General features: G+C 30.4%; 14 protein-coding genes, 2 pseudogenes and 1 riboswitch. Of the genes and pseudogenes, 12 read left to right on the plus strand and 4 right to left on the minus strand.

The window, feature by feature from the left end; all coding sequences use genetic code 11:
• Position 1 precedes the first annotated feature (1 nt).
• The 3 genes from WG945_RS13335 to WG945_RS13345 all read left to right on the plus strand — a co-directional run bounded on the left by WG945_RS13335 (position 2) and on the right by WG945_RS13345 (position 4,856).
• Positions 2-1,492, plus strand: coding sequence for a PKD domain-containing protein (locus WG945_RS13335; protein ID WP_082864310.1), 1,491 nt, complete (start codon positions 2-4; stop codon positions 1,490-1,492).
• 1,396 nt (positions 1,493-2,888) lie between these two features.
• On the plus strand, positions 2,889-3,590 hold the full coding sequence (locus WG945_RS13340; protein WP_068452200.1) for a FadR/GntR family transcriptional regulator: 702 nt from the start codon (positions 2,889-2,891) through the stop codon (positions 3,588-3,590).
• Between the two features lie 234 nt (positions 3,591-3,824).
• Positions 3,825-4,856, plus strand: coding sequence for an MFS transporter (locus WG945_RS13345; protein ID WP_340866688.1), 1,032 nt, complete (start codon positions 3,825-3,827; stop codon positions 4,854-4,856).
• On the opposite strand, the pseudogene WG945_RS17785 reads toward WG945_RS13345, so the two are convergent.
• From WG945_RS17785 to WG945_RS13360, 4 genes and pseudogenes are all read right to left on the minus strand, one after another.
• Positions 4,755-5,279 (minus strand): annotated as a pseudogene (locus WG945_RS17785) (IS30 family transposase); the annotation flags it as partial. The gene WG945_RS13345 and the pseudogene WG945_RS17785 sit on opposite strands and share 102 nt — an antisense overlap.
• Positions 5,253-5,627: pseudogene (locus WG945_RS17790) on the minus strand (gluconokinase); the annotation flags it as partial. The pseudogenes WG945_RS17790 and WG945_RS17785, both read right to left, overlap by 27 nt.
• Before the next feature lie 362 nt (positions 5,628-5,989).
• On the minus strand, positions 5,990-7,246 hold the full coding sequence (gene metK / locus WG945_RS13355) for a methionine adenosyltransferase (protein WP_068450280.1): 1,257 nt from the start codon (positions 7,244-7,246) through the stop codon (positions 5,990-5,992).
• 380 nt (positions 7,247-7,626) lie between these two features.
• A riboswitch (SAM riboswitch) is annotated at positions 7,627-7,750 on the plus strand.
• A complete protein-coding gene (locus WG945_RS13360; protein WP_262501956.1) occupies positions 7,706-7,828 on the minus strand; it encodes a hypothetical protein in 123 nt (40 codons plus the stop codon). (Overlaps the previous riboswitch by 45 nt.)
• Before the next feature lie 45 nt (positions 7,829-7,873).
• Here WG945_RS13360 and WG945_RS13365 point away from each other — a divergent pair, with 45 nt between their 5' ends.
• The 9 genes from WG945_RS13365 to WG945_RS13405 all read left to right on the plus strand — a co-directional run bounded on the left by WG945_RS13365 (position 7,874) and on the right by WG945_RS13405 (position 19,321).
• Positions 7,874-9,148 carry an O-acetylhomoserine aminocarboxypropyltransferase/cysteine synthase family protein gene (locus tag WG945_RS13365; protein WP_068450282.1) on the plus strand — a complete coding sequence of 425 codons (1,275 nt, stop codon included), beginning with the start codon at positions 7,874-7,876 and terminating at the stop codon, positions 9,146-9,148.
• 103 nt (positions 9,149-9,251) lie between these two features.
• A complete protein-coding gene (gene thrA, locus WG945_RS13370) occupies positions 9,252-12,653 on the plus strand; it encodes a bifunctional aspartate kinase/homoserine dehydrogenase I (RefSeq protein WP_068450285.1) in 3,402 nt (1,133 codons plus the stop codon).
• 92 nt (positions 12,654-12,745) lie between these two features.
• Positions 12,746-13,912 carry an O-succinylhomoserine sulfhydrylase gene (locus WG945_RS13375; protein ID WP_068450295.1) on the plus strand — a complete coding sequence of 389 codons (1,167 nt, stop codon included), beginning with the start codon at positions 12,746-12,748 and terminating at the stop codon, positions 13,910-13,912.
• A gap of 141 nt (positions 13,913-14,053) precedes the next feature.
• Positions 14,054-15,259, plus strand: coding sequence for a polysaccharide lyase family 7 protein (locus WG945_RS13380; protein WP_068450297.1), 1,206 nt, complete (start codon positions 14,054-14,056; stop codon positions 15,257-15,259).
• 113 nt (positions 15,260-15,372) lie between these two features.
• Positions 15,373-15,786, plus strand: coding sequence for an RrF2 family transcriptional regulator (locus WG945_RS13385; protein ID WP_068450299.1), 414 nt, complete (start codon positions 15,373-15,375; stop codon positions 15,784-15,786).
• A gap of 372 nt (positions 15,787-16,158) precedes the next feature.
• Positions 16,159-16,422 (plus strand): DUF2061 domain-containing protein, encoded by a 264-nt coding sequence (locus WG945_RS13390; protein WP_068450301.1) that lies wholly within the window; start codon positions 16,159-16,161, stop codon positions 16,420-16,422.
• The gene (locus tag WG945_RS13395) at positions 16,422-17,036 is read left to right on the plus strand and encodes a phosphoadenosine phosphosulfate reductase family protein (protein ID WP_068450389.1); all 615 of its coding nucleotides are present in this window, start codon (positions 16,422-16,424) and stop codon (positions 17,034-17,036) included. The genes WG945_RS13390 and WG945_RS13395 overlap by 1 nt, the downstream gene beginning before the upstream one ends.
• Positions 17,037-17,049: 13 nt before the next feature.
• On the plus strand, positions 17,050-17,955 hold the full coding sequence (gene cysD, locus WG945_RS13400; protein WP_068450304.1) for a sulfate adenylyltransferase subunit CysD: 906 nt from the start codon (positions 17,050-17,052) through the stop codon (positions 17,953-17,955).
• A 118-nt stretch (positions 17,956-18,073) separates the two neighbouring features.
• A complete protein-coding gene (locus tag WG945_RS13405; protein ID WP_068450305.1) occupies positions 18,074-19,321 on the plus strand; it encodes a sulfate adenylyltransferase subunit 1 in 1,248 nt (415 codons plus the stop codon).
• The last annotated feature ends 38 nt before the right edge of the window (positions 19,322-19,359 follow it).

The raw sequence follows: 19,359 nt of genomic DNA on the forward strand, positions 1-19,359 counted from the left end.
TATGAATTATAAATTAATTAAAAAAATCAATAAAGGCATTTTCATTATTCCTTTAATCCTTTTGGGACTTGTATCTTGCTACGATAGCGGATATGAGGAGTTTGTGCCACCAACAGGAAATGTAAATAATATACAACCTAGCACACTTTTTACAACAAGCACAAATGGAGATCATACGATGTCTATTGTATTTAGAAGTTACTCTACAGATGCGGCTTCTTACCATTGGGATTTTGGAGACGGAACAACCTCTTCAGAAGCGAATCCAGATTATACATACACAAAAGGAGGTGAGTACAATGTAAAATTAACTACTACAAGTTCAGATGGTTTAATAGCTGTAGATTCTGTAACTGTAGCACCTATTTTTGTTGATTTTAATTCTTCAAATATAGATTCAAAAGTTACTTTCGAGAATTTAACTTCTGGAGCAAAATCATTAGTTTGGAATTTTGGAGATGGATCTACTTTAACATGGAACGCAGAGGATACAGAGCAAGACCCAAGTTTTAGTCCTTCTCACATATATCAAACTGCAGATACTTTTGAAGCTACTTTAACTGCAACCAACTTTTTAGATGTTGAAGTTTCTGTTTCAAAAAATATTGAAGGATTGGTTTTATCAACAGTACCAGATTTTACTTTTGATGTAAATGGTCTTACTGTTCAATTTACAGACGCTTCACTTTTAGCAGTAACGAATACTTGGGATTTTGGAGACGGAACTACATCAACAGAAGTGAGTCCATTACATACTTTTCCAGCAGAAGCAACTTATGATGTAACTTTAACAACAACCAATGAAGCAGGTGTTTCTAAAAGTGAAACAAAGGCGGTTCCTGTAGGGGCGGTAAAACCTACTTTTAAAGCAATTGTTCAAAATGGTACAGCAGATGATTTTACAAAAAACACAGGTGATAATGCTGATGCATGGGATATGACTCCTAACAGTAGTGTAGAGGATAATTCTGGTAATACCGTAGATAGTCCATTTAGAGCATTATGGAACAATACCGCTCTAAATGCCTATATAGATGTAGCTTTTGGTACAAATGAGCAACCAGGTTCATCAAGTGATGGTTCTTATGTTAACGGTTCAAAAACTAGAGCTGTTAAATTATCTAATACCTCTAGACGTCTATATCAACTTGTACAAGTAGAGGCAGGTGTTGTTTATTCTTTTACAATTGATACTCGTTCTGAAGCAGAAGGTATCAATACAGAAGTATTCATTTTAAATAATGAAATTACAACAGAAGAAGATATCAATACAGATCCTGCAAATAATGCAAATGTAGATGCGTATTATAATATTACTAATGACTATAATTCTAGTAAAGGATCTGCAAGTGAAAATACGTTTACAACTAGCACATTTACTTTTAAAGCTACATCTAATATAGTTGTAATTTATGCTAGAGCATTAAACGCTGTAGATAGCAGCAATGAAGTGTTTATAGACAATATAGATATTATTACTCCTGGATTTTAATTCAGAAGTCAATATTCTTCTTTGAAATAGCTGTTATTTTATTTCAACTGATGAATAAATATAGACAAACTTATAGGTCTATAATAAAATGGATTACACACATTATAATTTCTAAATAATGTGTGTAATTTTTTTTTGCACTAATTTTTAGGGATTAATTCACTTTATTAATTACTAAATATAAATTTTTTAGCCAATTAATATTTCTATTAAATTCAAATTTATATACGATATTCAGGTACTGAATTGCAGTAATTTTAGAGACTATTTTAGTCTTAAAAATCAAAATATTTAGGTTAATTTCTACGAATTATAATTTGATATGATACACAGATTATAAAATTTTAATTCTTTTTCTATAATTTCGAAAAAGTATAAAGTTTTTTTCTATAATTTTTTTTGCTTTTTTCTCATTACAATTTTATTTTAATATTTACTTGACCTAATCAATTAGGATGAAGTTTTGATGATAAATAGCACTTAATTTACCTTCTAAATAGATGTAAAAGGACTCATTAAAAATCAATTATTTACATTATTTTTAATCTCATATTTATAAATTTCACTTCTTTCTTTTGATGATTTACAAGTTTAAAAAAGGCATTTAATTAATAATTAAATAGGTTATAAATTCAAGTGAATAGAGCGTTTTTTTTCTAAGTAAATTTTATTTTGAATACAATTTGACAACTCTTTTTTTTATTGTAATTAGGGTGCTCTGTGTGGTTTGTTAAGTGAAATGAGTTTAGTTTAAGGGATTGTCATTCAGCTTATTATGTTTTTAATGTGTTGATTTTTAAGCCTAAGCATATTTGTCCAATTAGTTTTATTGTTTTTTTGTATTAAATAATTTATGAGTTTAATGGAGTTTTGAAAAATTAATTAATTGTGGTGATAATTTACTTCAAAATTGTGTTCCTTTTTATTTTATTATAAGACTAAGAAGATAAGTTGAACAGGAACTAGTAACTCATTTCTAAGTAATAATTTTTTTTAATTGAAATATAATATTTCTGATTTTAACTAGAATAATCTTCAATAAAACTGCATTTAACAATTTAATTAAATTAAAATAGTTTAGTGAAATAATTAGCAAAGTTTTTTATAGGTAAAAAAAAATAGTATATCTTTGAAAAATTGAAAATGGTAAACCAATTTGGTAAACCAATTTGGTAAACCAAAAATAAATGGTTTTAGATATTCTTTATAAACCAATTTATTTTAACTATAAAATTAGCAGTATTTAAAGTTTAAAAGGTTTATTAAAATTTCTAGAATTAAAATAAATAATTCAAAACAATTAACAATAAGTTTAAAGGTTAATTTAATTTTTTTTATAACAATGTTTTTCTTATAATTAGTGTTACTATGTCATAAAACTATAAAATTTGAATAAATGAAATTAGAAGTGCTTACAAAAAATGAAAATCAAAAAATCCAAGATTCAATAATTAAAGGAATTAAAGAACTTATTAATTATAAAAATTTAGAACCTGGAGATAAACTACCTTCTGAAAGAATGCTTTCAGAAAAATTTGTAGTAAGTAGAAGTAACGTAAGAGAAGCAATTCAGAAATTAGAATTTTATGGTCTTTTAAAATCTATCCCACAAAGTGGAACATTTGTAGCCAATATAGGTGTTATTGCTATGAATGGTATGATAGACGATATTTTAAGGTTAGAGAAGTCAGGTTTTAAATCTCTCGTAGAAACTAGAATACTATTAGAATTAAAAACCGTAAGATTAGCTGCATTAAGGAGAACGGATGATGATTTACTAAAAATAGAAGAAGCGTTAGAAGCATACAAAGAAAAGGTGCTTAATGGAGAAGACGCTGTACAAGAAGACTTGTTATTTCATTTAGCAATAGCAAAGGCTTGTCGTAACAGCACTATGAATACATTTATGTTGATTGTTACTCCAGAAATTATTACAAACTTTAAGGAGCACCATGTTTGTGATGCAGACTTAGCGCATAGAGGAATAGCTGATCACCAGGCTATTTTTGAAGCTATTAAAGCTAAAGACCCTCAAATGGCAAAACTAAAAATGAAAGAGCATTTTAGAGAGCTCTATACATATTGTTATAATGTTTAATTAAATAAGTATATAAAATAAAAGGATTACGTTGGTGGGTCGTCGCATTGATTGCTATAGCTACTATTATTAATTATATTGATCGGACTTCATTAAGTGTCCTTTGGCCTGAAATAGCCAAGGATTTATATCCTGGGCATACAGCTGATGAAACAAAAGCAATTTATGCTCTTATTTCAATTATTTTCGTATTTCCTATGCTTTCGGACAAGCAATATTTGGGAAAATATTTGATTGGGTAGGTACACGATTCGGGTTTGTTTTGTCTATTGGTGTGTGGTCTGTTGCTACAGCATACACGCATTTGCTCAAGGAGTTTTAAGTTTTGGTATATTCCGTGCGATTTTAGGAGTTTCTGAAGCAGGAAACTGGCCAGGTGCTACAAAGGGAAATGCAGAATGGTTTCCTACTAAAGAACGTGCACTTGCACAAGGTATCTTTAACTCAGGTGCTGCGATAGGTGGAATTATTTCCATTCCGTTAATTGCTTTTTTAACAGTATATTTTAGTTGGAAAGGTATATTTATTTTAATTGGTTTAGCAGGTTTACTATGGTTGGTGCCTTGGTTAATTTTAGTAAAAGCACCACCAATAAATCACCCATGGATTACAGATGAAGAGCGTGATTATATTTTAACAGGTCAAAAGAATGAAGATTTTGATGTAGATGGAGTAAATGATCAAGAATACAATCCAGATACAAAAGAGTTATTAGGTCATAAAGAAAGTTGGGGTGTAATATTAGCGTCAGCATTTATTGATCCTATCTGGTGGTTGTTTGTTTTTTGGATACCAATCTATTTAAATGAAGTGTATGGTATGGATGTAAAATCTATCGGGCTTTATGGTTGGGTACCTTATGCAGGAGCTATGTTAGGAGCTTGGTTTGGTGGTCTTTTGGCACAAAACAGACTTAAAAAAGGATGGACTATTAACAAGACCAGAAAAATGATAATTACATTAGGTTGTCTAATAATGTTACCAGCTTTATTGGCAATGGCTAGTCCTGGAGGACCAACAACTGCAGTAATTATTATGGCTGTTATTTTATTCGGATTTCAAACAGCGATTGGAAATGTTCAAACTTTAACAAGTGATCTTTTTAGTGGAAAAACTTGGATTCAATGTTGTAATGCAACAAAGCGTTTATGTTTTTTGATGTTACTAAGCTACAAATTTAAGCTCAAGATCTATCATTTCTTGAGGAGTTTTATAACCAATAATTTTTCGAGGTCTGTTGTTCAATTTTTCTTGAATAATCTGTAGTTGATTTAGGTCAATTTCATTGAAGTTTGTTCCTTTAGGAAGATACCTTCTAATGAGCCCATTAGTGTTTTCGTTTGTACCTCTTTCCCAGGAAGAATATGGATGAGCAAAGTATATTTTCATACCTGTATTTTTGGTGATTATTTCGTGTCTTGCCATTTCAATTCCGTTATCATATGTCATTGATTTTTTGTAAATAGGATTTAATTTATTTAATATTTTAGAAAATTTGTTTGCTACTTCACCTGCTTTTTTAGACTCTAATTTCACTATTAAAGTAAATCTAGTTTTGCGTTCTACTATAGTTCCAATAGCACTTTTATGATTTTTTCCAATGACTAAATCCCCTTCCCAATGTCCAACTTCATTTCTGAGATCAATATGCTTAGGTCTATTGTCAATGCTGATTTGATTGATTATTTCTTTAATTTGATCAAAAGAACCATTAAGAAAAACCCATTTTACGCTATCTTTTATATTTGTGTTTAAAATAGTAAGATACTTTTCTTTTAATGCAGAACAAACTATAATACAACCCTTATCCTTTAATTGCACTATTGCTAATTTGTTTAATGTTTGTAACCAATCGAATCTATCATCATCATTTAAGGCTTCTCCATTAGACATTTTTAAAATGTTTTTTTCAGTATGAAAGTCATCTCCATCAAAAAAAGGAACATTTAATTCTTTAGATAATAAATGTCCAATAGTGCTTTTTCCAACACCAGAAACTCCCATAATAAAGGTAATGTTTGTTTTTAAATCGCTCATATATTTTTGGTTAACCAGTTTGGATACCCAAATATATGTATTTTAAATTAAAAGCCATTACATACACCTGTTTTTTTTAAATTCAGATAATTGCCTGATAATTAGTTTTAAAGATGTTTTGAGTTAGACCAGAGTTCTAGTATGTCTAATTTCTTAGAATATGATTTTTGTAAAATGTAATTTTAGAAGTAAGAATGTTTTTGATGAAAACTAAAATTCTATAGGTTGATTTTTGATCAATAGAAGTGAGTTGAAAACATTTCTTTTTATGAAGATAATTTAAATATGAGTAAATGATATGCAATAAAAAAGCCTTTAGAAAATGAATTCTAAAGGCTTTTTTTATTTTAATATTGAAGTTTTTATAACTTAAAAGCTTCTTTTATCGTATCAACATAATCTAATTTTTCCCAAGTAAAAGTTTCTACTTCTTCAGAAGTTGTTTCTCCCATTGGATTTGTAAACGTAACCGTTTTTACTTCTGGAGTTCTACCCATGTGACCATAAGCAGCAGTTTCAGAATAAATAGGAGATCTTAATTTTAAACGTTTTTCAATAAAGTAAGGACGCATATCAAAAATAGATTCTACTATTTTACTAATTGCTCCGTCAGATAAATCTACGGTTGCAGTACCATACGTTTCAACATTAATACTTGTTGGTTTAGCAACACCAATTGCATAAGAAACTTGTACTAAAACTTCTTTACAAAGTCCGGCAGCAACTAAGTTTTTAGCAATATGTCTTGTTGCATAGGCTCCAGATCTATCTACTTTAGAAGGGTCTTTTCCAGAAAAAGCTCCACCACCATGTGCACCTTTTCCTCCGTAAGTATCAACAATAATTTTTCTACCAGTTAGACCAGTATCACCGTGAGGTCCACCAATTACAAAAACACCTGTTGGGTTGATGTGATAAGTAATGTTATCTGTAAATAATTTCTGAATATGAGCAGGTAATTTTGCTACAACTCTAGGAATTAAAATTTCAACAATATCTTTTTTAATTTTAGCTAACATCACATCATCAGACTTGTCAAAATCATCATGTTGTGTAGAAATTACGATAGCATCAATTCTTTGCGGCACGTTATCATCAGAATATTCTATAGTAACCTGACTTTTAGCATCTGGTCTTAAATAAGGAATATCTTTGTTTTCTCTTCTTAATGCTGCTAACTCAATTAACAATCTATGAGATAATTCTAAAGCCAAAGGCATGTAGTTTTCTGTCTCATCGGTTGCGTAACCAAACATCATTCCTTGGTCTCCTGCACCTTGTTCTTCTGGGTTTGCTCTATCAACACCTTGGTTAATGTCTGGAGATTGCTCATGTATAGCAGATAAAACTCCACAAGAGTTTCCGTCAAACATATAAGCTCCTTTTGTGTAACCAATTTTGTTAATTACATCTCTAGCAATTTTCTGAACATCTAAATATGTTTTAGATTTTACTTCTCCTGCTAAAAATACTTGACCCGTTGTAACCATGGTCTCACAAGCAACTTTACTTGTTTTGTCGAATGCTAAAAAGTTATCAATTAAAGCATCAGAAATTTGATCTGCAATCTTGTCTGGGTGTCCTTCAGAAACACTTTCTGAGGTAAATAAATATGACATAATAAATCTTCTTTTATAATTAATGAAAAATGAAAAGAGATTGCGTTGGTCGCTAAAAGTAGTAGAATATTACTGCTTTAGCATTTTTTGTTTCAGCAGATATAAATATCAGCGTCAGAGGTTGCAATCAGTTCAAATTTTTCCTCTAAAATTCTCTGCAAAGGTACATTATAAATTTACATATCATAATTTTTAGTAATAATATTTTATTATGGTATCATCAATAAAACAAAGTTCATTGCTAGTAAATTATTTGATAAATATTAAAAGAGGGGTTTTAATATGATATTTATATTTCTAAAAAATAAATTGGATTTTTCTTGTATATTAAAATTTTCTAAACATATATTTGCATTCAGAAAGTTCAATAACTTATCGAAATGTTATCAAGAAAGGTGGAGGGAAAGACCCGTTGAAACCTTAGCAACCCTTTTCGTGAGGAAAAGAAGGTGCTAAATTCTACTTAATTTCAGATTCATTTATCAGAAATTGGATAGATAACCCAAAAACAATTACACTTCCGTGTATTTGCATAATTCTTAATAACATTTTTCTAGTAAGTACATCAAATTTTTGATGCATTCGACTTTTGGTTTAATCATTTATTAACTCAAAAAAAATAGAAAAATGAGCACGTACAAATTAGCAACAAACGCATTACATGCAGGGCATGATGTAACTAAGAATGGAGGAACAAGAGCAGTTCCAATCTATCAAACATCATCATATGTTTTTAACAACTCAGAACATGCTGCAAATCTTTTTTCATTAAAAGAATTAGGATTTATTTATACACGTTTAACCAACCCAACAAACCAAATTTTACAAGATCGTTTAGCAGCTGTAGAAGGCGGAATTGGAGCTGTAGTTTTTGCATCTGGTACAGGAGCAATTGCAACAGGTTTATTAACACTTTTAAAAGCAGGAGATCATATTGTGGCTTCTAGCAGTTTATATGGTGGAACGTACAATTTATTAAGTGTTACGTTACCAAGATTAGGTATTACAACTACGTTTGTAGATGCATCTAACCCAGAAGAATTTAAAAAAGCTGTACAAGATAATACAAGAGCATTTTTTGTTGAGTCTTTAGGAAATCCTAAATTAGATGTTTTAGATTTAGAAGCAATTTCTGTAGAAGCAAAAGCAGCAGAGGTTCCTTTTATTGTTGATAATACTGTGGCAACACCAGCATTATTAAACCCAATTAAACACGGAGCAAATCTTGTAATTCATTCTTTAACAAAATATATTGGCGGACAAGGAACGTCTTTAGGAGGTGCTATTATTGATGCAGGAACTTTTAACTGGGCAAACGGTAAGTTTCCAGAATTTACAGAGCCTTCTGCAGGTTACCATGGTTTAAAATATCATGAAGCTTTAGGTGCAGCAGCGTTTACTTTTAAATTAATTTTAGAAGGTTTACGTGATTTTGGTGCAGCTTTAAGCCCTACAAACGCATTTAATATCATTCAAGGTTTAGAGACTTTACCAGTTAGAATTAAACAACACTCTGCAAATGCATTGGCATTAGCAACTTGGTTAGAAGCGCAAGAAGAAGTAACTTGGGTAAATTACCCTGGTTTAGCAAGCAGTAAATACAAAATGTTAGCAGATAAATATTTACCAAAAGGACAAAGTGGTTTGGTAACTTTTGGTGTAAAAGGAGGATTTGAAGCAGCAAAAGTAATTGCAGATACTACAAAAGTGTTTTCTTTATTAGCTAATATTGGTGATACAAAATCATTAATTATTCACCCAGCAAGTACAACGCATCAACAATTAGATGAAGCGGCACAAGCAAGTGCAGGTGTAAGTCAAGATTTAATTAGATTATCTGTTGGTCTTGAAGATTTAGAAGATTTAAAAGCAGATTTAACTGCTGCTTTTTCAAAAATATAATAAATAGGTCTCTTTTGAGTGTAGTCGAAAGGTTGTTGTATTAGAATCAATGAGTTTTGGACTACGCTCTAACAGATAAATAATTTAAAAATTTAGCCAATAATTGGAACATCAACTAGAACATATCAAAATAAAAGATTTCACTACAGAAGCTGGTGTCTTAATCTCTGAAATGAATTTGAGTTATCAGGTTTTTGGTCAAGAATTAGGTGATGCTCCTATTATTTTAATTAACCATGCATTAACGGGTAATAGTGATGTTGCGGGTAAAAATGGATGGTGGGTTGATATTGTTGGAAAAGAAAAGGCCATAAATACTGATGTTTATACTATTTTATCTTTCAATATTCCAGGAAATGGTTTTGACGGTTTTTTAATTGAAAACTATAAAGACTTTATAGCTAGAGATGTTGCTGAAATATTTTTACAAGGATTATCAGCATTAAAAATTGATACACTTTTTGCTTTAATCGGAGGATCTTTAGGAGGAGGAATTGCCTGGGAAATGATGGTTTTAAATACCAAATTAACCAAACACTTTTTGCCAATTGCAACCGATTGGAAATCTACAGATTGGTTAATTGCAAATTGCCAAATTCAAGAACAGTTTTTAGTAAATTCTAGTAATCCTGTTCATGATGCTCGTATGCACGCAATGTTGTGTTATAGAACACCAGAATCTTTTAAAGAACGTTTTCATCGATCAAAAAAAGACGATTCAGATATTTTTGATGTAGAAAGTTGGTTGTTGCATCATGGTAAATCATTACAAGAACGGTATCAATTATCTTCTTATAAATTGATGAATCAATTATTAAAAACAATTGATGTTACTGTTGGAGGAAAAAAAGATATTGAAATTCTAGATCAAGTGAGTGCAAATATTCACATTATTGGGGTCGATTCAGATTTGTTTTTTACTGCGGAAGAAAACAGAGAAACGCATAAAAAGTTAGCATTAACAAAAGATAATGTTACGTATAATGAAATAAATTCTGTGCATGGTCATGATGCTTTTTTGATGGAGTATGACCAATTACAGAAAATTATTGAGCCTATTTTTAATAAAGATTATAGAGAAAAGAAGATGAAAGTTTTAAAATTTGGAGGAAAATCTTTAGCCAATGGCAAAGGATTAGAAAACGCAATTGAAATTATTGCAAGTAAATATAAAGCCGGAGTAAAAATTACAATTGTTGCTTCTGCAAGAGGAAACTCTACCAATGATTTAGAAGCTATTTTAGAGTTAGCAGCATCAAAAAAAGAATATAAAAGTAATTTTGAAGAGTTTAAAGAATATCAACTAGCGCCAAATAGTGCTGTTGATTTTTCTGAAGAATTTTCGAAATTAGAAACCATTTTTGAAGGTGTTTCTTTATTGGGAGATTATAGTCAGAAAATTAAAGATGAAGTTTTAGCACAAGGCGAATTATTATCTGTAAAATTAGTGGCTAGTTTGTTAGAAAAGGAACAGGTTTCTGCAAATGCAGTAGATTCTAGATCTTTAATTATTACAGATGAAAACTTTGGAAATGCCCAACCAATTACGGCGGTTTCTAAAGAAAATGTAATTAGTTATTTTAAGGAAAATAACCAGAAAATTAATATTGTTTCTGGTTTTATTGCATCAAACAAAAAAGGAGAAACCACTACTTTAGGTAGAAATGGAAGTAATTATACAGCAGCACTATTAGCAAATTACTTAGATGCTGATGAGTTACAGAATTACACACACGTTAGCGGTATTTTTACGGCAAACCCAGATTTAGTGGCAGATGCTAAAAAAATTGAACAATTATCATTCTCGGAAGCGAATGAATTGGCCAATTTTGGAGCGACTATTTTACATGCAAAAACCATTATTCCTTTATTAGAAAAGAACATTAATCTTAGAATTTTAAATACATTTAATAAAGAAGATAAAGGAACTTTAATTACTGCGGAATCATCAACAAAAGGAATAAAATCTATTTCTACGATTGAAAACGTTGCCTTATTAAATTTTGAAGGTAGAGGTTTGTTAGGTAAAGTTGGTGTTGATGCACGTATTTTTAAGACTTTAAGTGATAGAAATATTAGTATCAGTATTATTGCACAAGGTTCTTCGGAAAGAGGAATTGGGTTAATTATTGATGCAGATAAAGCGCAAGAAGCGGTTGCAGCTTTAGAAAGAGAATTCGAAAATGATTTTTATTCGCAAGATGTTAATCATATTTCTATTGTAAATAATGTGGCGGTAATTTCTATTATTGGTCAAGATTTAAGTGAGTTTCATCATCCTTATAATGCATTAATTAAAAACCAAATTGTACCTGTTTTATTTAATAATACGGTAACAGGTAAAAATGTGAGTTTGGTGGTTAGAAAAGATCAATTAAACAAGGCTGTAAATGTAATTCATGGTCAGGTTTTTGGAGTTACTAAAAAAATAAACATTGCCGTTTTTGGTAAAGGTTTAGTTGGCGGAACTTTAATTGATCAAATTATAGAAAACACACAATCTGTTTTAGAGAGAAGAAAAATTCAACTGAATGTCTTTGCCGTAGCAAACTCTAAAAAAGTGTTGTTAAATAAAAATGGAGTTTCTAAGGATTGGAAACAAAATTTATTAGAAAACGGAGAAGAAAATGTAACTGTTACTGATATTATCGCATTTGCAAATGCAAACCATTTTGAGAATTTAATAGCAGTAGATAATACCGCAAGTGTAAATTTTGTAAGTAATTATATTCCTTTTATAGAAGCTGGTTTCGATTTGGTTTCTTGTAATAAGATTGCCAATACCTTGTCTTTTGATTTTTACAAAGAAGTTAGAGCGAAGTTAAAAGAATACAAAAAGCAATACTTGTACGAAACAAATGTTGGTGCAGGTTTGCCTTTAATTGATACGATACGGTTATTGCATGAATCAGGAGAAAATATCACGAAAATTAGAGGTGTTTTTTCTGGAAGTTTAAGTTATTTATTTAATAATTTTTCAAATAAAAATGCTCCTTTTTCAGAAATATTAAAAGAAGCAATTGATAAAGGTTTTACAGAACCAGATCCTAGAGAAGATTTAGGAGGAAATGATGTTGCTAGAAAATTATTAATTTTAGCAAGAGAGTTAGAGTTAGAAAATGAATTTGATGAAGTTAAAATTAAAAATTTAATTCCAGAGAATTTAAGAGGAGGTTCTGTTGCCGATTTTTTAGGTAATTTAGAATTGTTAAATGAAGAGTATCAAACTTTAAAAGACAATCAAAAACCAAATCACGTTTTACGTTATATTGGTGAATTAAGTGGAGATTTATCACAAAATAAAGGTACTTTAGAGGTAAAGTTAGTATCCACAGAAGAAAGTACACCTTTAGGTTCGTTAAAAGGTTCTGATGCAATTTTTGAAATTTATACAGAATCTTACGGAGAACAACCAATTGTAATACAAGGAGCAGGAGCGGGAGCAAGTGTAACGGCAAGAGGTGTTTTTGGAGATATTTTAAGATTAGCAAAACATAATAATTAATATAGAAAAGAGAAAAAAATCAAGAGTACTAATATTTACTCTTTGTTCTTGATTCTTAAAGTGAAACGGTCTTTTTTCTAAAAACATAATAAATGAGCAAACATTTCGAAACAGAAGCAATTAGAAAACAAACAGAAAGAAGTCAGTTTTCTGAACATTCTACACCCTTATATTTAACATCAAGTTTTGTTTTTGACGATGCAGAAGACATGCGTGCATCCTTCGCAGAAGAAAAAGAACGTAATTTATACAGTCGTTTTACAAACCCAAATACAACAGAATTTGTAGATAAAATTGTAGCGATGGAAGGAGCAGAGGCAGGTTATGCTTTTGCAACAGGAATGTCTGCTATATTCTCATCATTTGCGGCTTTATTAAATGCAGGAGATCATGTAGTTTCTTGTAGATCTGTTTTTGGATCTACACATAGTATGTTTACCAAGTTTTTACCAAAATGGAATATAGAAACTTCTTATTTTAAGGTAGAAGAGGTTGATTTAATAGAAAGTTTAATTAAAGAAAATACAAAGATTCTTTATATAGAAACACCAACAAACCCTGCTGTAGATATTTTAGATTTAGATTTAATTGGTAAAATTGCTAAAAAGCACAACCTTATATTTATTGTTGATAATTGCTTTGCAACACCCTATATTCAACAACCGATAAAATTCGGAGCAGATTTAGTAATTCATTCTGCAACGAAATTAATTGACGGACAAGGAAGAGTTTTGGGTGGCGTAACGGTTGGTAATAAAGAATTGATGCGAGAAATTTATCTTTTTGCAAGAAATACTGGTCCTGCAATGTCTCCTTTCAATGCTTGGGTTTTATCAAAAAGTTTAGAAACCTTATCTATTAGAGTAGAAAAGCATTGTGAAAATGCTTTAAAAGTTGCTGAATTTTTAGAAAGTAATGAAAATGTAGAATTTGTAAAATATCCATTTTTAAAATCGCATCCTCAATATGAAGTAGCTAAAAACCAAATGAAATTAGGAGGAAACATTGTTGCTTTCGAAATTAAAGGTGGAATTGAAGCTGGAAGAAAGTTTTTAGATGCGATAAAAATGTGTTCATTATCTGCAAATTTAGGAGATACAAGAACAATTGTAACGCATCCATCTTCTACAACTCACGGACGTTTGTCTCTAGAAGATCGTTTAGAAGTTGGTATTACAGATGGTTTGGTGCGTGTTTCTGTAGGTTTAGAACATGCAGACGATATTATTGCTGATATTAAACAAGCTTTAGCATTGTAATAAATAATAGATATTTTGGTTGTTTAAAGAGTTGATTTTAATCTCTTTATTTAATTAAGTAATAATTTTATTTAAAATTACAGTAAATTGGTTAACCAATTTTGTATTTTTAAAAATTCAATTATTAATGTCATTATTTTTATGAAAATTTCTTTCAGATTATTGTTTATTGGTTCATTATTTTTATCTTTTTTTTCTTGTAGCTCTGCAGATTCAGAAGAAGAAATAGTCGATATTTTGTCTTTATCTACGATTGCCGAATTTTCTGCAAGCCAAGAAACACAAACCGTTGAGGTAACTGCAAATGTATATTGGTACACGAGTAATACTAATAATTGGATTGCGGTTACACCAACAAACGGAACCAATAATAGAACCATAGATATTTCGGTTACAGCAAATTCTGAGTTTAATAAACGTACAGGAGTAATTACGATTATTGCTGGTAGTGTTTCTAAAAGCTTAACAATTACGCAAGCTGCAAGGTTAGAAATTACTGGTGACTTAGATGCAAGTAAAGTACCATCAGCAAATTTTGATTTATCTACGTGGAATCTAAGTGTTCCTGTTGATAAAGGAAATGGTACCGCAAAAACAATTACGGTAAGTGAGCTTATTAGTGAATATGAAAATAGTAATTATTTTTATACAGCAGAAGATGGTGGAATGGTTTTTAAATGTCCGGTAGCGGGGTTTAAAACATCAGAAGACACGAGTTATACTAGAGTTGAGCTTCGCGAAATGTTAAGAGGAACAGATACGGATATTGATACCCAGGGAGTCAATAAAAATAATTGGGTTTTTGGTACTGCTCCGCAAGCGGATAAAAATGCAGCTGCTGCATTTGATGGAGAAATGTCTGCGACACTTTCTGTAAACCATGTAACCAATACTGGAGATTCTGGTCAACAAGGACTTGTTATTGTTGGTCAAATTCATGCAAATGATGATGAACCTATTCGTTTTTATTATCGAAAATTAAAAAACAATACATTAGGATCTATTTATTTTGCACATGAACCTACTGAAGGAAATGGTAGTGAACAATGGCATGAAATGATTGGTTCTAGAAGTAGTTCAGCTTCAAATCCAACTGATGGAATTGCATTAGATGAAAAGTTTAGTTACAGAATAAAAGTTGTTGGAGACGATTTAACAGTTACTTTATCTAGAGAAGGTAAACCTGATGTTGTTAAAGAGGTAAACATGATAAATAGTGGTTTTAATGTAAGCGGACAATATATGTATTTTAAAGCTGGTGTTTATAATCAGAACAATACTGGGGATGCAGATGATTATGTACAGGCTACTTTTTATGCCTTAGAAAAAGGACATACAACTAATTAAGACTCTTTTTTAATAAGAATCGTTTTATTGTATTTAGTATCCTATGTTATTTATAAATAAAAAAGTATATCCTACTGTTTTAGTATAGTAATTAAATTGCGTAATTTTGTAGTATGCTATCAAAGAAAACAAAATACGGAATTAAAGCACTTACCTATCTTGCAAGACTAGAAGGTAAAACACCTGTTTCTATCGCTACGATTTCTAAAAGTGAAAATATTTCTTTAAAATTTTTAGAAACCATTCTTTTAACGCTTCGTAAAAACGGATTGTTAGCCTCTAAAAAAGGAAAAGGTGGTGGCTACTATCTACTAAAAGAGCCTAAGGATATTCAAATGACTACGATCATGAGAATCTTAGAAGGGCCAATTGCTATGATTCCTTGTGTTAGTTTAAACTTCTATGAAAAATGTGATGACTGTCCTGATGAAAACCTTTGTGCTGTAAATAAGTTAATGGTTCAGGTAAGAGATAGTTCTTTGCAGATTTTTAAAAATACTACTTTGGCAGATTTATGTAATTGCTAAAAAAACTTCTTAATAAATTTACATACAAGTGAATAAAGTTGCAAGCAATTAGTATTTGTTACTGTAATTGTATTCAATATAAAAACCTATTGATCTGTATTCTTTTCATTAGGTGCATACTAACTTGGTCAAAAAAATAATAGACATAGTTCCGTTTTAGAATTAGGTCTAGATTTCCTTTATATAATTTTAATTACTAAATCCTTGTAGTAGTTAGATATTCGTAATTTATTGCTTCTTTTTTTATTAATCTACTAAATCTATAGGGTTTAGGTAATTTTTAAGATTTAATCTCGACTTTTTGTATAATAAAAATGTAAGTTTGCATACCCTATTAAAGTAGTAGGGTAATTATTTGAATTAATTTTTTTTATGATTTTAGACCAAATCATTTTTAACAAAAAAGCACAGACTAAAGGTTTTAAAGAAGATAAAACTTCTGAAAAACCTTTACGAAGTGTGCTTAAGGCATTAAGTTGGAGGGTTATAGGGACAATAGATACTTTAATAGTATCTTATCTCTTAACAGGAGAGTTATCCGTAGCAACTTCAATTGCATCAATAGATTTTTTAACAAAATTAGTTTTGTACTTTTTTCACGAGAGAGTATGGAATAAAATAAAATGGGGGAAATAATGAGCTTAAACTTAACACAAGTTAACGCAGAATTAAAAGATAAAAGTCCAGCAGAAATAATAGCTTGGGCTATTTCTTTAGCTAAAAATCCGGTAATCACAACAAACTTTAGACCTTATGAAGTTGCAATTTTAAAAGCGGTTACGGATGTGCAAAAAGACATTAAAGTAATTTGGTGTGATACAGGTTACAATACGATGCAGACTTATAAACATGCAGAAGATATTATTGAAAAACTGAATTTAAATATTCATTTATATACACCAAAACAAACAGCAGCTCACAGAAATGTTGTTTTAGGAGTTCCTTCGGTAGAAGATCCAAAACATGTGTTGTTTACAGAACAAGTTAAGTTAGAGCCATTTTCTAGAGCCATGAAAGAGCATCAACCAGATGTTTGGTTTACAAACTTAAGAAAAGGTCAGACTGCATTTAGAAACAGTATCGATATTGTTTCTCAAAGTAAAGACGGTGTAGTAAAAGTAAGTCCATTTTATAATTGGACAGATGAACAGTTAGATACTTATTTAGTAGAACAAAATTTACCAAATGAGTTTACATATTTCGATCCAACAAAAGTAGAAAGTAACCGCGAATGTGGTTTACATATCTAAAAGACATATAATTATGAGTCAAGAAACAATACAAGTAGATGCTTTAGAAAGTGAAGCAATTTATATTTTTAGAGAAGTAGTAGCGCAGTTTGAAAAACCTGTTTTATTATTTTCAGGAGGAAAAGACAGTATAACTTTAGTGCGTTTGGCACAAAAAGCATTTTATCCTGCAAAAATTCCTTTTCCTTTAATGCATATTGATACAGGTCATAACTTTCCTGAAACAATAGAGTTTAGAGATCGTTTGGCAAAAGAATTAGGCGTTGAGTTAATTGTAAGAAATGTACAAGACAATATAGATTCTGGTAGAGTAAAAGAAGAAACTGGTAGATATGCAAGTAGAAATATGTTGCAAACAGAAACGTTGTTAGATGCAATTGAAGAGTTTGGTTTTGATGCTTGTATTGGTGGAGCAAGAAGAGATGAAGAAAAAGCAAGAGCTAAAGAAAGAATCTTTTCTGTAAGAGATGATTTTGGTCAGTGGGATGAAAAAAACCAACGTCCAGAAGTATTTGATATGTTAAACGGACGTATAGATTTAGGGCAGAATGTTCGTGTTTTTCCAATTTCTAATTGGACAGAATTAGACGTTTGGTCTTATATAGAACAAGAAGATATCGAAATTCCATCAATCTATTTTGCACATAAAAGAAATATTTTTGTGAGAGACGGAATGATTTGGTCTGCAGATGATGCCGTTGTTTTTAGAGATGAAGAAGAAGTTGTAGAAGAAAGAATGGTTCGTTTTAGAACTGTTGGAGATATGAGTTGTACAGCAGCAGTTTTATCCGACGCAGTCGATATTGCAAAAGTTGTAGAAGAAATTAGAGATTCTTCAATTTCAGAAAGAGGCGCAAGAATAGATGATAAACGTTCTGAAGCTGCAATGGAGAAAAGAAAACAACAAGGGTATTTTTAAAAATTTGTTTTACAAATTTTTCACATTTCGCTTTTGGCAATTAGTCATCAGTATAAATAAAAGAATATAAAATTAGGCGAATAGCTATTTAGCGAAAAGCCAACAGCTCAAAAAAAAAATGAAAGTACTAAAAATAGCAACAGCAGGTAGTGTAGATGATGGTAAGAGTACCTTAATTGGTCGTATTTTATACGATACAAAATCATTGACTGACGATAAATTAGAAGCAATAGAAGAAAAAAGTAGACAACGCGGTTTTGACTATTTAGATTTTTCTTTAGCAACGGATGGTTTAGTAGCAGAACGTGAACAAGGAATTACTATTGATGTTGCACATATCTATTTTTCTACACCTTCAAAAAGTTTCATTATTGCAGATACTCCTGGTCATATTGAGTATACAAGAAACATGGTTACAGGTGCATCAACAGCACAAGCTTCTATTGTTTTAATTGATGCAAGAAACGGAGTTATAGAACAAACATACAGACACTTTTTTATCAATAATTTATTGAGAATTAAAGACGTTGTAATTGCCATAAATAAAATGGATTTAGTTGATTTTTCTGAAGAGAAATACAACACCATCAAAAGTGAAATAGAATATTTAGCAAGTAAGAGTGAGTATAAGGGGCAGAATTTAACCTTCATACCAATGTCTGCTTTACAAGGAGATAATGTGGTTCATAAATCTGAAAATACCCCTTGGTATAAAGGAGAAACTTTAATGCATCATTTAGAGAGATTGGATGTAGAAGATATTAATGATGCTTCTCAAACTCGTTTTCCTGTACAAACAGTAATCAGACCAAAGACAGAAGAATATCATGATTTTAGAGGATATGCTGGTAAAATTTATGGTGGAGATTTATCTGTTGGAGATGAAATTGCTGTTTTACCTTCTCAAACAAAATCGAAAATTAAGACGATTAATTTCTTCGATAAAGAATTTAAAACTGCAAAAAGAGGAAGCTCTGTTACTATTACTTTAGAAGATAATGTAAATGTAAGTAGAGGAGATATGTTGGTAAAAGTAAATGAAGAGCCAACTATTGCAAAACAATTAAACGCAACGATTTGTTGGATGGATAAAGAGCCTTTACAAGCTTCTCAAAAATACTATATAAAACATGGTGTAAATGATGCGCAGGCAAAAATCACTCAATTGTCTAGTATTATAAAAACTGATTTTTCAGGTATTGAAGAAAATCCATCAGAATTAGTTTTAAACCAAATAGGAGACATACAATTAAAATTAAGCAAACCATTATTGGTAGACTCTTATAAAGATAATAAGTCTAATGGATCTTTTATTTTGATTGACTCAAAAACGAACAATACAGTTGGTGTAGGTTTTATTAAGTAAAAAGATTTAAGAATAAAGTAGATAGTACAAAGTAAAAT

The organism is Polaribacter atrinae (assembly GCF_038023995.1).
Classification (GTDB): Bacteria; Bacteroidota; Bacteroidia; order Flavobacteriales; family Flavobacteriaceae; genus Polaribacter; species Polaribacter atrinae.

What these genes read in the sequence shown, in the direction of transcription:
- WG945_RS13390 (WP_068450301.1), top strand. Translation starts at nt 16,159, where the DNA reads ATGATTTTAGACCAAATCATTTTTAACAAAAAAGCACAGACTAAAGGT.
- WG945_RS13395 (WP_068450389.1), top strand. Translation starts at nt 16,422, where the DNA reads ATGAGCTTAAACTTAACACAAGTTAACGCAGAATTAAAAGATAAAAGT.
- WG945_RS13340 (WP_068452200.1), top strand. Translation starts at nt 2,889, where the DNA reads ATGAAATTAGAAGTGCTTACAAAAAATGAAAATCAAAAAATCCAAGAT.
- WG945_RS13335 (WP_082864310.1), top strand. Translation starts at nt 2, where the DNA reads ATGAATTATAAATTAATTAAAAAAATCAATAAAGGCATTTTCATTATT.
- WG945_RS13365 (WP_068450282.1), top strand. Translation starts at nt 7,874, where the DNA reads ATGAGCACGTACAAATTAGCAACAAACGCATTACATGCAGGGCATGAT.
- cysD (WP_068450304.1), top strand. Translation starts at nt 17,050, where the DNA reads ATGAGTCAAGAAACAATACAAGTAGATGCTTTAGAAAGTGAAGCAATT.
- WG945_RS13405 (WP_068450305.1), top strand. Translation starts at nt 18,074, where the DNA reads ATGAAAGTACTAAAAATAGCAACAGCAGGTAGTGTAGATGATGGTAAG.
- WG945_RS13375 (WP_068450295.1), top strand. Translation starts at nt 12,746, where the DNA reads ATGAGCAAACATTTCGAAACAGAAGCAATTAGAAAACAAACAGAAAGA.
- metK (WP_068450280.1), bottom strand. Translation starts at nt 7,246, where the DNA reads ATGTCATATTTATTTACCTCAGAAAGTGTTTCTGAAGGACACCCAGAC.
- WG945_RS13385 (WP_068450299.1), top strand. Translation starts at nt 15,373, where the DNA reads ATGCTATCAAAGAAAACAAAATACGGAATTAAAGCACTTACCTATCTT.
- WG945_RS13360 (WP_262501956.1), bottom strand. Translation starts at nt 7,828, where the DNA reads ATGCATCAAAAATTTGATGTACTTACTAGAAAAATGTTATTAAGAATT.
- WG945_RS13380 (WP_068450297.1), top strand. Translation starts at nt 14,054, where the DNA reads ATGAAAATTTCTTTCAGATTATTGTTTATTGGTTCATTATTTTTATCT.